Origin of the sequence: Rhodoferax aquaticus, from assembly GCF_006974105.1 — a bacterium.
Taxonomy (GTDB): domain Bacteria; phylum Pseudomonadota; class Gammaproteobacteria; order Burkholderiales; family Burkholderiaceae_C; genus Allorhodoferax; species Allorhodoferax aquaticus_A.
The window spans coordinates 1,499,813-1,512,769 of the sequence record NZ_CP036282.1 but is presented as its reverse complement, the minus strand read 5'-3'; the positions used below and the strand labels follow the sequence as shown (position 1 = coordinate 1,512,769).

The 12,957-nt window shown below is 59.5% G+C and carries 10 protein-coding genes and 2 pseudogenes; 3 read left to right on the top strand and 9 right to left on the bottom strand.

From position 1 onward, the window contains the following. Positions 1-2: 2 nt before the first annotated feature. The 9 genes and pseudogenes from gntR to EXZ61_RS07055 form a co-directional block, all read right to left on the bottom strand. The gene (gene gntR / locus EXZ61_RS07085; RefSeq protein WP_142810395.1) at positions 3-1,040 is read right to left on the bottom strand and encodes an HTH-type transcriptional regulator GntR; all 1,038 of its coding nucleotides are present in this window, start codon (positions 1,038-1,040) and stop codon (positions 3-5) included. Positions 1,041-1,278: 238 nt separating this feature from the next. Further along, positions 1,279-1,530 (bottom strand): annotated as a pseudogene (locus EXZ61_RS22085) (transposase); the annotation flags it as partial. Between the two features lie 75 nt (positions 1,531-1,605). Beyond that, a pseudogene (locus EXZ61_RS22580) lies at positions 1,606-1,680 on the bottom strand (hypothetical protein); the annotation flags it as partial. Positions 1,681-1,719: 39 nt separating this feature from the next. Beyond that, positions 1,720-1,881, bottom strand: a complete 162-nt coding sequence (locus EXZ61_RS21885) for a hypothetical protein (RefSeq protein WP_168224717.1) — start codon at positions 1,879-1,881, stop codon at positions 1,720-1,722. 6 nt (positions 1,882-1,887) lie between these two features. After that, positions 1,888-3,192, bottom strand: a complete 1,305-nt coding sequence (locus EXZ61_RS07075) for a type VI immunity family protein (protein WP_142810391.1) — start codon at positions 3,190-3,192, stop codon at positions 1,888-1,890. A gap of 38 nt (positions 3,193-3,230) precedes the next feature. Next, positions 3,231-4,367 (bottom strand): VRR-NUC domain-containing protein, encoded by a 1,137-nt coding sequence (locus EXZ61_RS07070; protein WP_142810389.1) that lies wholly within the window; start codon positions 4,365-4,367, stop codon positions 3,231-3,233. A gap of 4 nt (positions 4,368-4,371) precedes the next feature. Beyond that, positions 4,372-7,275 (bottom strand): type VI secretion system Vgr family protein, encoded by a 2,904-nt coding sequence (locus EXZ61_RS07065; protein ID WP_142810387.1) that lies wholly within the window; start codon positions 7,273-7,275, stop codon positions 4,372-4,374. Positions 7,276-7,747: 472 nt separating this feature from the next. Then, positions 7,748-8,260: a GNAT family N-acetyltransferase gene (locus EXZ61_RS07060; protein WP_142810385.1), complete on the bottom strand. Its 513-nt coding sequence runs from the start codon at positions 8,258-8,260 to the stop codon at positions 7,748-7,750. Positions 8,261-8,287: 27 nt separating this feature from the next. Further along, on the bottom strand, positions 8,288-8,974 hold the full coding sequence (locus EXZ61_RS07055) for a TetR/AcrR family transcriptional regulator C-terminal domain-containing protein (RefSeq protein WP_142810383.1): 687 nt from the start codon (positions 8,972-8,974) through the stop codon (positions 8,288-8,290). A gap of 78 nt (positions 8,975-9,052) precedes the next feature. Here EXZ61_RS07055 and EXZ61_RS07050 point away from each other — a divergent pair, with 78 nt between their 5' ends. The 3 genes from EXZ61_RS07050 (at position 9,053) to EXZ61_RS07040 (ending at position 12,944) form a co-directional block, all read left to right on the top strand. Next, positions 9,053-10,042, top strand: coding sequence for an NAD(P)-dependent alcohol dehydrogenase (locus tag EXZ61_RS07050; protein ID WP_201799116.1), 990 nt, complete (start codon positions 9,053-9,055; stop codon positions 10,040-10,042). 249 nt (positions 10,043-10,291) lie between these two features. Beyond that, on the top strand, positions 10,292-11,431 hold the full coding sequence (locus EXZ61_RS07045) for a Gfo/Idh/MocA family protein (RefSeq protein WP_142810381.1): 1,140 nt from the start codon (positions 10,292-10,294) through the stop codon (positions 11,429-11,431). A gap of 241 nt (positions 11,432-11,672) precedes the next feature. Next, positions 11,673-12,944, top strand: coding sequence for an ABC transporter substrate-binding protein (locus EXZ61_RS07040; RefSeq protein WP_142810379.1), 1,272 nt, complete (start codon positions 11,673-11,675; stop codon positions 12,942-12,944). The last annotated feature ends 13 nt before the right edge of the window (positions 12,945-12,957 follow it).

The window sequence follows — 12,957 nt, the reverse complement described above, 5'->3', positions numbered from 1 at the left end:
ACTCAGGTGCTTTGGCGTTGAACCAGCTCCCAACCCAGGTCCACGCTATGGGTGTCTATGGGCTCATCGCGCATCAAATGCAAAAGCATTTGTGCGGCACTGTGGCCAATTTGCCTGCGCGGTGTGCGGATGGTGGTGAGCGTGGGCAGCATTTGGTCGCTGCCCGCCAAGTCATTGAATCCAGCCACCGCCAACTGCTGTGGCACGGCAATGTGCAAGCGCAGTGCCGCCAACAAGCCCCCTTGGGCCAAGTCGTCGTTGCAATAAAAAATAGCGTCCACATCAGGGTGGCGGGCCAAGTTCTGCTCCAGCAGCTGTGCGCCCAAAGCCATGGAAGACGGCGCGGGGCTGAGCCACTCAAGCTCCGCATCCCAGAGTCCTGCCGCCTGCATAGCCATACGGTAACCGTCTAAGCGCTGCATAACGCGTGGGTCCAGCTGTGCCGCTGCAAACGCAATCCGCTGACGGCCTTGCGCCAACAGATGCTCGGTCATCGCGCCCCCCGCTTGGGTTTGCGAAAAGCCCACGCAATGCACGGCGGGGTCGGTCGATGTTTCCATCAGGTGTACACACGGCACGCCACTTTGGGCAATCATGTCTTTGCAGCGCTGGGTGCGGTCAAACCCAGTGACCAAAAGCCCCGCAGGGCGGTGCGCCAAGTAACTGGCCAAGAGCGCTTCTTCTTCGTCCGCTTGGTAATGGGTCACGCCTATCAAGATTTGGTAACCCGCCGGATGCAAGCTGCGATGCACAGCCTCTAGCAAGTCCACAAACAGGTTGTTCGACAAGAGCGGAACCAGTACAACCACTGTGCGGCTGCGCGCACTGGCCAAGGCACGTGCGGCCGGGTCGGGCACGTAGCCCAAGGTCTGCGCGGCCTGCGCCACCCGAGCCACCAGCTCGGCACCCACGCTGCGCTCGCCCCGCAAAGCCCGAGAGGCTGTGATGCGGCTCACTCCGGCCGCCGCGGCCACGTCATCCAAGGTCAGGCGCCCGGAAGCGCGGCTTTTTCGAGGAGGTGCAGAGGGTGAAGAAGCCATGGAGCCTTAAAGTGTCGCGGGGGGCAGTACATTCGTGAAGTCCATAAGGATAGCGCTGTCTACGCTATTTTTTGCTATCCGCCCGCGGCGAAACTTGGACGGCAATTCAAAGGCATTGCTTGAGATGCAACGCCCCAAGGGATGACCAAACCATCACCGCTCCGAAACATGATCGCTATTCAATTGGTAGCTACCCACGCTTTATTGGTGAGCGCTTGGGGCAATTATTGCGGCGAATTCAAGTACAAAGTGCAACGGAATGCAGCGTAAGAGGTCTTACGGGTAGGTTATAGAAGACCTCATGCGGGGTACGGTAGCCTAGGCACTTGCGCGGCCGGTGATTGAGTAGGTACACCGCCTCTTCGACCTGAGCTTGTGTCACATTGAGCAAGCTACGTCTTTTTGGAAAGAACTGTCTTAGTAGGCCGTTTGTGTTCGCATTGCGTCCACGCTGCCAAGAGCAGTAGGGCTTGGCAAAGTACACCTTTGCTTTCAAGCAGCTTGCATTGCGCCGCAGCTCACGGCTGATCGTCGAAGTGCTGCGCTCCAGTTCTGAGGCAATTTGCGACAGATGTATGCCTTGGCGATTGAGCTTGTGGATTTGGCATCGTTTTTCTTGGGCCAAGTGTGTATAGGTCATGGTGCAACGATTGAGACTGGCCGGTCACAAAAGTGCATCCTATTCACTCTTGGCCCAACCCGTTTCTAAAACGTTGCACTTCGTACTTGAATCCGCCGCATGTAATTCCGCCGTACCGAGCACGCGCACGCCACCCCGCACCACGCGGGTGCGGTAGCCCCCGGTGTGGGGTGTGAATGGCTTGAGTGCGGTTGGCTGCATAGCGACTTACTTCTCAGCCTTCCAGAACCACACCACCGCATTGCCGCCTTTGTCTTGGGCGGTAAAGGGCAGCTTCTCGCCTGCAGCCAGAGTGAGACTGCGCTTCTCCAGTATGGCCGGGGTTTGCCACACGCCTGCGCGGGGCACGGCTTGGCCGGGTTGGGCGCTGAGGGTTTCGCGCGGCGGCGCTTGCCGCACGACGTCACCGGGTTGCCAGGGCCGAACCGGGCCGTCCTCTGGCAAATCGAAGCGTGTAATCCACGCCTGTGTGTTGTCCGAGTCAGCGCGCTCCACGGCCTCCATATAGGTGTGCATGCCGCCATGCTCTGGAATGCGCAGACTGCGCACTGCACGGTTGACAAAGGCATAGGGCTCTATCAAGCCCTCTTCGGGCGCTCCCAGTCTTGGCAAGTCACCGGCACGAATCAGCAAGCACTGGCCCTGACGTTCCACACCAATATCAGGCCGTGCCAATTGTTGGCACAGCGCAGCCTCACCACCTAGCCTGTCTACAAACACGTCGCCCAACAGCGTGTACCAGTTCACGCCTTTGATGTGCCCCACTGCCGTTACCTTTGCGCCCGGCTTGAGCTCGTTGTAGCAAATGATCTTTGGCTCTTCCCCTTCAATAGACTGAATCCGATAGGTATGAGCTTCAAAGACTGCATTGCAGTCCATTTCCAAACCAGTAAAGCGGCGAGCCAAGGCGTATTCTTGGGGTTGATAGCGGTCAAAGTCGAATGGCAGCACGGGCGTTAGTCCCCCATACCCCCCCCGCACAGGCAAGCTTTGGCAGACAAATCGCAAAAAGTCGTGGTACTGCACCAAGTCTTTGTCATCGGTGGCCATGCTCCAGGGCAGCACAAACTTGAGGTAGGACACGAACCCACCATCACCGAGGTCATCGCCTACAAAAGCCGCAGGCGTGTAGGCCTCGACCATAAAGTCCGGCGCGGTGTACTGGTCTGTCACATCCGAGCGGACGAACTCCACCCCCTCATAGGGCTTGGAGTCACTGAGCAGCTTGCGCATGGCCTGCATGCCCTTGGCGGTTTTGGCGGTGTATTTGCCCCCGCCTACACGCCCGCCGTGCAGGTGCTCGCCAAAGCGTTCTTCAAACGCATCCAGACAGGCCAACACGCCTTGGCGCACGTCAGGGTAGGCACCACGCTCAAAAAATATGGTGGCAAACAACACCGGGTTCACAACCACACGGCCTTGGTCTGTGAATTGCAGTTCATCGAGGTACTGCGCAATGCCCTGCAAAGGACTTAGAACCACGCCGGAGCGTTTGGGGTAAGGGGTGCTCATGGGTATGTATTCCTTTCGTGTTTTAGGTAAGCGGTCTATCAAGCAGTAGCCGCCCCACCAAAGATGCCTACGATGGCAATCAAGGCAGCGGCCAGCGCGGGGGCCAAGGTCACGGCGATCATGACCCCGGCTACCAGCATGCCGATGACGCAGATGCCTTTGACGGTGTCTATGAGCACTTGCGTCCAGTCAATGCGCTGTATTTGCGATGACACCAAGTCGGTGGCTGCGGCAATTTGTGCCCACGCCGCCTTTAACTGCACCACAGTCCATTGCGCAATGACGGCACCTTCTTGGGTGACCCAGCGGTAAACCTGCCCCGTGGTGTCGCGCACCCAGCGCCCCGCCACAAACAGCCAAGGGGCCTCGCGGCGCAGCCAGGTTTGCGCCTCGCTGGAGAGTTGCCGAACCCCTGCCTGCATATCGGCCCACACCGTTTCAGCGGCATGCTCTGCATCAATGAGCCAACGCTCGTAAAACGCCTTCTCGGGCACGGGCACTTTGGTGCGTATGGGGGCACGCACTCTGTCGCGTACCCGCTCCAGCTCGCCCTCGCAGTCGTTCACATCGACAAGACACAGGCGCTCCACCGGTTTGCCATCACTTTCACCAGCGATTTGCATATACGCATCTCGCTGGCCTCTATCGAACGAATCCCCCGGGAACTTCAACTCCACTACCCGCAGCAGGTTGTCGGGGTGCGCCACGCCCTGGTGGTCGGTGGTGGCTCGCCCCGGCCAGCGCAGTGCTTCGCTTTTGGTGATGATGACGTCCGGGCGGCGCAGCATGCCCGAGGTCAAACCCGGCGGAAATGGGTTCAGGCTATGGCGGCGCAGGGGGTCATGCTTGTTGCAATTGCTCAGAAAAGGTTTGGGGACACCGCCTGCTACCCGCGTGGGCGTCATATCAAAACTCACCTCGGCCTTGTACTGCCAAAGGTAGTTGTGCAGCGCTTCTTCCACACGAATAGCACCTGACATGGTGAGCTGGCACAACACGCGCTCGACGATGTTGCCGTTCTTGGTTTTGACATGCAGCACTTTGGCGGTGCTCAAGGCTGTCTCGGCCTTTTCGGTCAAGTAGCCTTTGCCGGGCACTGTCAGTTTTGCATATTCCTTGCGCTCTTCAAGGGTGGTGCAGGAGTTACCCGCCGGGCTGTATGAAGTCTGGATCATGGTCTTACTCCTCAAGGTAGTCGGCACGTATGGAGGGGCTGCCACCGCCAGCCAAATGCCACCTCTGCTCTTGTACGGCGGGTATCTCTGGCGCAGTAAGTGATACATCCGCAGCGCTGGGGTGAAACACTTGCATGGTTTCGCCCTTGGCATTCGTGATGCCCGCCACCGTTTTGCCTGTGGGGAGCGTTAACTTGTATGGGTGATTGGTTAACGGGGCACCAGACTTTTTGTCCAGAAGAACATATTGGGCTTGGTAACCACGCGGCATCTGCGGCACCACCACCGGCAAGCTCTTGCCCAGCTCCATGTATTGCGTGGCCGACTTCACATCCCACTGCCCCGGCGTGCCGTGGGTGATGCCTGCGGCGTTGAGGGTGGTGAAGCTGCTGGCTGCTCCCAGGCGCAGTTCTTCTTGCGCGGTGATGGTGATGCTGCGGGCGTTGTGCGTGATGCGCAGTTTGGCCAGCACGTGCAGGCTTTTGCTTAAGGCGTGGGCGTCGATGTTCGCGCTGGCGCTGATCAGCTTGATGCCTGCGTTGTAGGCAAACATGCGTGCAGCGCTCTTGGCGCTCAAGAGCCAACTCTTGGCCGTAGACGTGCTCACATGCCCACCCGCGCTGATGGCATGGTGCGCCTGGCTGTGCTGGTGCGTGCTGCCTGCGGTGGTGCTCTCAATACCGGCTGGGCTAGCGAGTACCAAGTGAGGCTCTGCCAGTTCTGGGTGCACTCCTTCTTTACCTTTGATGGCCTCGTTTTGCATTTGCAGTGCGCTGGCGACTTCGCCCTGGTCTGCGTTGTCTCCCGCGTCTTGGGCCTGGTGCTGAGCGGCCAAGTTCCCCAAGCTGCGGTGTTGCTCTTGCGCTTGGGACAGGCGCGCAGCGGTTTCGCTCAATGCTTTGACATGGCCTTGGGCGTTGGGCCTGCCTTCGGTAGTGATGAGCAGGCCGTCTTGGGCGCGGAGGACGCCGTGTCCATCCGTGCGCAGCTCAAAGCCTTCGCCCCGATGTTCTTGGCGGCCTGCCCTGCTCTCTATGCGGGTGATGTGGCCTAGTGAGAGTTGGCTGTGCTGGTGGTCGCTTTTAGCTTGCACTTGGATTTGCTCTGCGGTGTCGTCCAAGAGCACATGGTTGCTGCGCCCAGCAGCTGCGTTGCCTTGCCCTGCGGTGAGTTCGCGGCTGCGCATACCACTTAAGGCTTGTTGGCCGGGCAGTTCCCAGGGCGGCTGGTTGTTCTGGTTGTAGACAGCCGCGATCACGATGGGTTTGTCCGGGTCTCCGCCTTCAAAGCTCACCAGCACTTCTTGCCCGATGCGGGGAATGTGGATGGCCCCTAACTGGTTGCCCGCCCAAGGGCTTGCCACCCGCACCCAGCAGCTGCTGCGTTGGTCGCGCGCGTCATGCCTATCCCAGGGGAAGTGCACCTTGATGCGGCTGAGGTAGTCGGTATGGTGGTTGGCCCCTGCGGGGCCGACTACCACGGCGCTCAAGGGGCCAGGGATCAGGGGTTTGCTCTGTGTGCGGTCAGGGCGCAGGGCGATGGTGCTGGGCTGGACCTCGAATTCGGTGTAGACGCGCCACTGGCCTTGGGGGGTGGCGCTGTTGTCTTGGTTGTTGCCTGCGTGCTTACCCGCGTTGCTGCCTGTTTTGTGCTCACTCGGGTTTTCTATATCGAGTGTGGTGTGCAAGACGATGTACTCGGTGTTGGCGCTGGTCTGGGGGTGCTCGGCCAGGGTGAAGCTGCTGCCGGGCACGATGCCGCGGATGTGGCCTGCTCCCCGGGCGCGTAAGGCCCCTTGGCGCAGGGCTTGCAGGCGCAGCCGGGCCAGGTGTTGGCCTTGGGGTTCGGTCTGGTTGGCTGCGGTGTTTGCGCCTGCATTGGGCTGGCTGTAGTCGGAGGAAGAGAGGGAGGTGTTTGCTCCACCACCTGCTCCACTGTTCACTCCGCTGTTCCCTCCCCGCCAGAGGTAGATCTGGTGGGCCGGGTGATTGCCTGCATGGTCGCTGCTGGCTTGCACCGCCAGGCTGGCCTGGGGGCGGGTGTAGTCGTAGTCGGCACTGGCGTAGGCGCTGGCAGTCAAGCGCTGCACCGGGCTGAAGCGGTGGATGTACTCGCGGTCGGTCTTGTGCCCCAGCGGGTAGTAGGGGATGGTGTGGTAGGGGTTGAAGCCGGGATCAACGCTGTTTTGTTGCAGGTCTTCTTGCCGGATTTGGAAGGCGCCGTTGTGGTCGCTCCAGATGAGGCGGTGGGCCTCGCCGCTGTGCTCGAAGTGGTAGTTGATGCCCCACTCTTGCATGAGCCGGGTGATGAATTGCAGGTCGGTTTCGTTGTACTGCACGCAGTAGTCGCGCACGGGGTAGCTCTCTAGGAGCCTCTTGGTACTGGGCTGGGGGTAGTTGGCCAGCACGTGTTCGATCACGTCGACCGGGCTCATGTCTTGGAAGACTTTGCAGTCGCTCTTGAGCCGGGCCTGGGCCAGCCAGGGCTCTAGGGTGAGTTGGTAGACGCGCTGGCGTGGGGTTTCTTGAATGAGGGTGGCTGCGGTGATGAGGGCGCTGATTTGGCGCGCTCCGCTGCCTTGGTGGGGGGTGGCGAGTTGGCCCTTGACGACCCCACCGATGCTGCCCGCCTCAAACGTGCCCATGCCTTCGAGCTGGATGTGGCAGCTAATGGCCTGGCCCATGAGGGCTTGGAGGTCCAGCTCAACCAGGCCACCCGGGACCGGGGTGTCCGGGGTTTGCAGGGTGAGTTGGTAGCGAAAGAGCTGGTTGATGCCTTCGTGGCCTTCCAAGCGCACGGCTTGGAGTTGGGCGTGACCCGCTTGCGCCTCCAGGGTGGCGCTGCTAATGGTGAGGATGCGCTCTGCGGGGATGAGGGTGGTGAGGCTGGTGAGACTGGGGGTGGGCATAGCTTAGCTCCGGGGCTTATCAGTGGTGGACCGGGCCAAGGTTGCGCAAAGACTTGCACGCTGAGTATTTCGTTGCATCGTTAGTCCCTTCATTCAAACACCGCACGCGGTAAAAAGTAGCCACCGCCCTCGCGCCGCCCGCTGATGCCGATGGCTTTGGCCTTGACCCAGATTTGCAGCAAACCTAGGTCTTCATCGCGCATCACCGGATGCAGGTCGCAGCGGTTCTGTCGCCATAAGCCATTGTGAGGAAGCTAACGGCGTGTCTTTGTAAAAACGGCTTTGCAATCGCTGTTGAGTGCTTTGCTATGTGTGCGCCCGCTGGTACGCGGCTTGCCCCTTGCGCTTTCGCCATTTGGAAGAAATGATGCAAGCGCGTGGCGACTGGGGACGACGGATCAGGGGCGACCTGTCAGCGCAGGTTGCTATAGTTTTGATAGCTGCCTGCGCTTGCTGTATGGGCGCCAAAGGCTCATTTGCCTGCCAATTCGTACAGCTTGAGCATGCGGTCGCCGTCAGGGTGTGGCATGAGGCGCAAGTACTGCAACCCTAGCTTCTCCAATAGCTTTTGTGACGCCACATTGTCCAATCGCGTGGTGGCATAGATGCGCTGGAGGTCCAGTTCCGCACGCGCGTGGGCTAACACCGCGCTAGCGGCCTCAAACGCATACCCTTGGCCGACATGCTGTGGCAAAAAGGCGAAGCCAATATCCGGGCTGTCCAGGTAGTCGCGCTGGGTCAGGCCACACATGCCAATGGGCTGTTGCAGCGCTTGCGACACCACGGCGCAAAACCCAAAACCGTAGCGCGCCATCATGGCGTGGGGGCCTTGGGTGATGTAGTTGTGTGCATCGGCCAGATTGCGCACACCGCGGTCGCCAATGAACTGCAGCCACGTGGGTTCATTGACCAACTGGAGAATGAAAGGCGCGTCATCCAAAGTGAGCGGTCTGACGATAAGCCGGGGAGTCGTGAGCGTTTGCATGGTGTCTAGAGGGAAGCTAGGTGCCAATCAGTGGGTAGTCGGCGCGGCCAACACGCACTGCGCCTCAAGACTGCTCAGAATCAAGTCCAAGCCAAATTCAAACTGGTGCACGCCACTGTAGCGCCCAGCAATGACCTCTTCGGTCAGTGCACGCATGTGAGGGTACACCTCTTGCGGCAGCATGGGTAAAAACTGCTTGGCTGCTTGCGCGTAGGTGCCTTCGGCCAAAGGGAACAGCAGCTTTTGCAAGGTGAAGCCGTGCACATGCCCGTCAATCACGTTGCGGGCGCTATCCGCCAAAGCATGGCTAAACCCCGCCTCACGCAGGCAGCCGTGGGTGGCATCAAAATGGCGCAACTTGGCCGGCCCCACATTGACACGTGATACCAGCAGTAAAGACGCCCATGGATGCGCCATCAGCACCGCGTGCGCCGAACACGCGGCCCTGCGCATTTCTGCGCGCCAAGGGGCGCCTAGCACCGGCACCACCATCTCGGCCACCACCGCGTCCACCATGCCGTCTAGCAGGGCTTCTTTATTGGCCACATGGTTGTAGAGCGACATGGCTTCCACTCCTAGCACTTGGGCCAACTTCCGCATAGACAGCGTAGCTAAGCCCCCCTCATCGGCAAGTGTGATGGCGGCCTGAAGAATGCGCTCTTTGCTTAAGGGTTGGCGCGCGGGTAGCGCGCTGGGTTCGGTGTCTAAGGGCATAACAACCACGTGATGGTGACGTACTTACAGCGTAAGTGCAATAATACTTACGTTGTAAGTTTAACGGAGAGCGCCCCCATGCCACACACACCAGCCTTGCCAAGCACCATGAAAGCATGGGTGTATTCCCGCTACGGAGGGCCCGAGGTCTTGCGATCGGAAGAACGCCCCCTGCCTGAGGTGCGTGACGATGAAGTCTTGGTCAAGATTCGCGCCACCACGGTCTCCACGGGCGACATGCGCGTGCGTTCGCTCAAGCTACCGCGTGGGTTTGCATGGATGGGGCGGCTCATCTTTGGGTTTAGCGGGCCCCGCCAGCCCATTTTGGGCACCGACTTTGCAGGGACGGTGGTAGCGATAGGCCGCAAGGTCAGCGCATTTCGCGTGGGAGACGACGTGATTGGCTACCCCGGTGGCGCCATGCGCAGCCATGCGGAATACCGCAGCATGCGTGTGGGCAAGGCATTGGTTTTGAAGCCGCCCCAACTCAGCTTTGCCCAAGCAGCAAGCCTACCCTTTGGCGGCATGACGGCCCTCAGTTTTTTGTGCAAGGCCAAGTTGCAGGCGGGCGAGACCTTGTTGGTCATTGGCGCCTCTGGCGCAGTGGGTAGCGCATTTGTGCAACTAGGGCGACAGGCGGGGGCCATGGTCACCGGTGTGGCCACCTCGCGCAACCACGACTTGGTGAGGTCATTGGGCGCAACAGACCTTGTGGACTACACCTTGCAAGACTACACCCAAGGGCCACAACGCTATGACGTTATTGCAGACACGGTGGGAGCAAGCACGTTTGCGAAGTGTTGGAACATCCTTGCGCCCCACGGCCGCTACATTGCAGTCGCCGGGGACTTGTCAGATCTAGTGGCAAGACGCCATGGGGAGCAAAGCTCTATCGCGGGACCGTCCTCGGAGTCACTGGAAGATCTGCAGCAAGTCGTTGAGCTTGCGCAGTCAGGAGCGATCCAACCCGTGATTGACCGCACCTTTTCTTTTGAACAAATGCCTCAGGCACACGCCTATGTAGACACAGGTCGCAAGCGTGGTTCTGTCGTTGTAGAGGTGGTCTAGCAAGGGCGTTGTTTGGGGCCGCATCCGCTACCTTTTGTGTAGCGCCTTGCGCCCCATCCTAGGGCGCCGCAGCATAAATTCCCTGGCCTGATCTCCTGCCTTTTCCTAACACCCACGGGCTATGCCCACTGCGATTCGTGCGCCGACGCGGCCTCAGTCACACCCAATTCATTCACATTTGATGCACAATGCAGCGCACGCAAAGTGCCCATCCAAAGCGCACGCAATTCCACATGAGGAGACACGACTGTGAGTGAATCGGTACGTTACGGCCTGATCGGCTGCGGGATGATGGGGCAAGAGCATCTGCGCAATATTGCACTGCTGCCCGGAGCGTCGGTGACCCGCATCTTTGAACCGGACCACGCCATGGCCGACGCGAGTTTGGCCTTAGCGCCTAGCGCTCAACGCGCAGCCAGTTTGGCGGAAGTGGTGCAGGCTGCCGATGTCGATTGCTTGGTCATTACCAGCCCCAACTTTCGGCACGCAGAGCAAATGCACGAGATTGCGGCCTTGCGCACTTTGCCCATCCTCTTGGAAAAACCCGCTTGCACCGCATTGGAAGATGTCGCCCGCTTGGCCGAACTAGGGCGTCACTACGGCGCGCCCATTTGGGTGGCCATGGAATACCGGTATATGCCGCCGGTCGCCAGATTGGCGCAAGAGGTACACAGCCAAACCCATACCGGGCCCATGCACATGCTGGCCATTCGGGAACACCGCTTTCCGTTTTTGGTCAAAGTGGGGGACTGGAACCGTTTCAACCAATACACCGGTGGCACCTTGGTCGAGAAGTGCTGTCACTTCTTTGACCTGATGCGCCACCTCACGCGCAGTGAGCCTGTGCGCGTGTTTGCGTCGGCGTCGGTGGCGCACAACCACCGCGATGAGCAGTACCCAGAAGGTACGCCAGATATTCTGGACAATGCCTTTGTCATTCTTGACTTTGCCAATGGCCAAAGGGCCTCACTAGACCTCTGCATGTTTGCGGAAGGCTCACGCTACCAAGAAGAGATCTCGGTGGTGGGGCCCCGTGGCAAGGTAGAGTGTTTTGTGCCGGGGCCAGGCCGGTTTTGGCCAACACACTTGGGGCCAGCCCCGGTCCCTAGGCTGGTACTCAGCCCCCGAAACCCCAAGGGGCCGCAGGAATTGGAAGTCCCGGTCGACCCCACGGCCTTGGCTGCGGGCGACCACAATGGCTCAACGCTGTACCAACATCAACGGTTTAACGCAGCGGTGCGCGGCAAAGGGGCTGTAGAGGTCAGCCTGCGCGACGGCTTGGCCGCGGTGGTGATGGGCATGGCAGCACAAGAATCAGCGCGCACCGGCCAAGCCATCGACTTAACCCAAGGCCCCTTCAAACTAGAAGCCTTGCTAGGTCACCCTTAAAAGCACTGCAGCCCTTGGGCTCGCCTTGGGTCCAAAGTGCGCTGTGGAATAGCTTTACCCCACACCCTTGGCGCCCCATCTGCAGTGCCACGCCGGCAAGGCGAAACGCCGCTCGCAAGCCGCCGCAAAGACGGAAGAAACCACTCTGCACAAAGTAATTCATTCACTATTCGTATAAACCATAGGTTCTTTTTGTGTGGCTTGCTCTATATTTTGGGACACCCATAAACAGGAGACATCCATGATTTCTTTGCGCTTCCGTCCCACCGCTCTGCTTGCGAGCCTCGTTCTGGCTACCGGCGTGGCCCATGCGGGGGAAATCCGTGTGATGTGCTACCAGGACGGCGTGGAATGCGATGTGACGGCCGAGCAAGCGAAGCGTTTCGAAGCGGCAAACCCCGGCACCAAAGTGATCATCGACACAGTGCCCTACAAATCCATCGTGGAACAGTTGCCAGTGCAACTCGCGGCGGGCCAAGGGCCTGACATCGCACGTGTCACGGACTTGGGTGGCTTGTCCAAATACTACTTAGACATTTCCGCGCACGTCAAAGACCGCAAGTACTGGGACACTAACTTTGGTGCCACCGCAGGCTGGTTGCGGCCCTCTGCAACAGACAAAGGCATTTATGGCTTCATGTCCCAGCTGACCATGACGGGGCCCTACGTCAACAAGACCCTGTTTGAGCAAGCCAAAGTACCCATGCCAGGTGCCAAGGCCACTTGGGACGAATGGGTGGACGCCACCCGCAAGGTGGCTAAAGCCACAGAAACCAAAGGCGCAATGGCGTGGGACCGCTCAGGACACCGGTTCGCAGGCCCCGCTATCAGCTACGGCGCCAAAGTGTTTGACGCGCAAGGCAACGCCGTCATTGACGATGGTTACAAAGCCACTGTCGCCAAGTTCGTGGGCTGGCACAAAGATGGCAGCATGCTGAAAGAAGTCTGGGCAGGCTCCGGTGGCTCAACCTACGCAGACTCCATTGGCGAATTCATCAACGGCAACGTCGTCATGGTCTTGTCGGGAAGCTGGCAAATCAACCGTTTACAGCGCGATGTGGCTAACAAATTTGACTGGGTGGCGGTGCCCAACCCCTGTGGCCCGGCTGCGTGCTCAGGCATACCAGGCGGGGCTGCGTGGGTGGCTCTCAAAACCAGCAAATCGCCCAAAGAAGCTGGCGCATTCTTAGACTTTATGGCTTCCGAAGCCGTTTACTCAGAGTTCACGGGTAAGACCAACAACATACCCGCCCACTCAGGCTTGGCAAGCAAAGGCGTGCCTTACCCCGGTGCCCAACCTGCGGCCCGGGCGGCACTTGGCGTATTCAGCAGCGGGGTTGCCAACCTCGCTCCTGCTGCCTACCAGTTCCAAGGCTATAAGTTCAACCGCGCGATCATGCTACCTACGGTCACGCGCGTGACCCAGGCCATTGTTGGGGAAATGGGTACCGATGAGGCGGTGAGCAAAATCAACGCCGATATGCAAGACGCGATCAAACAAGCACAGAAGTAAGCCCGTTTTTGTT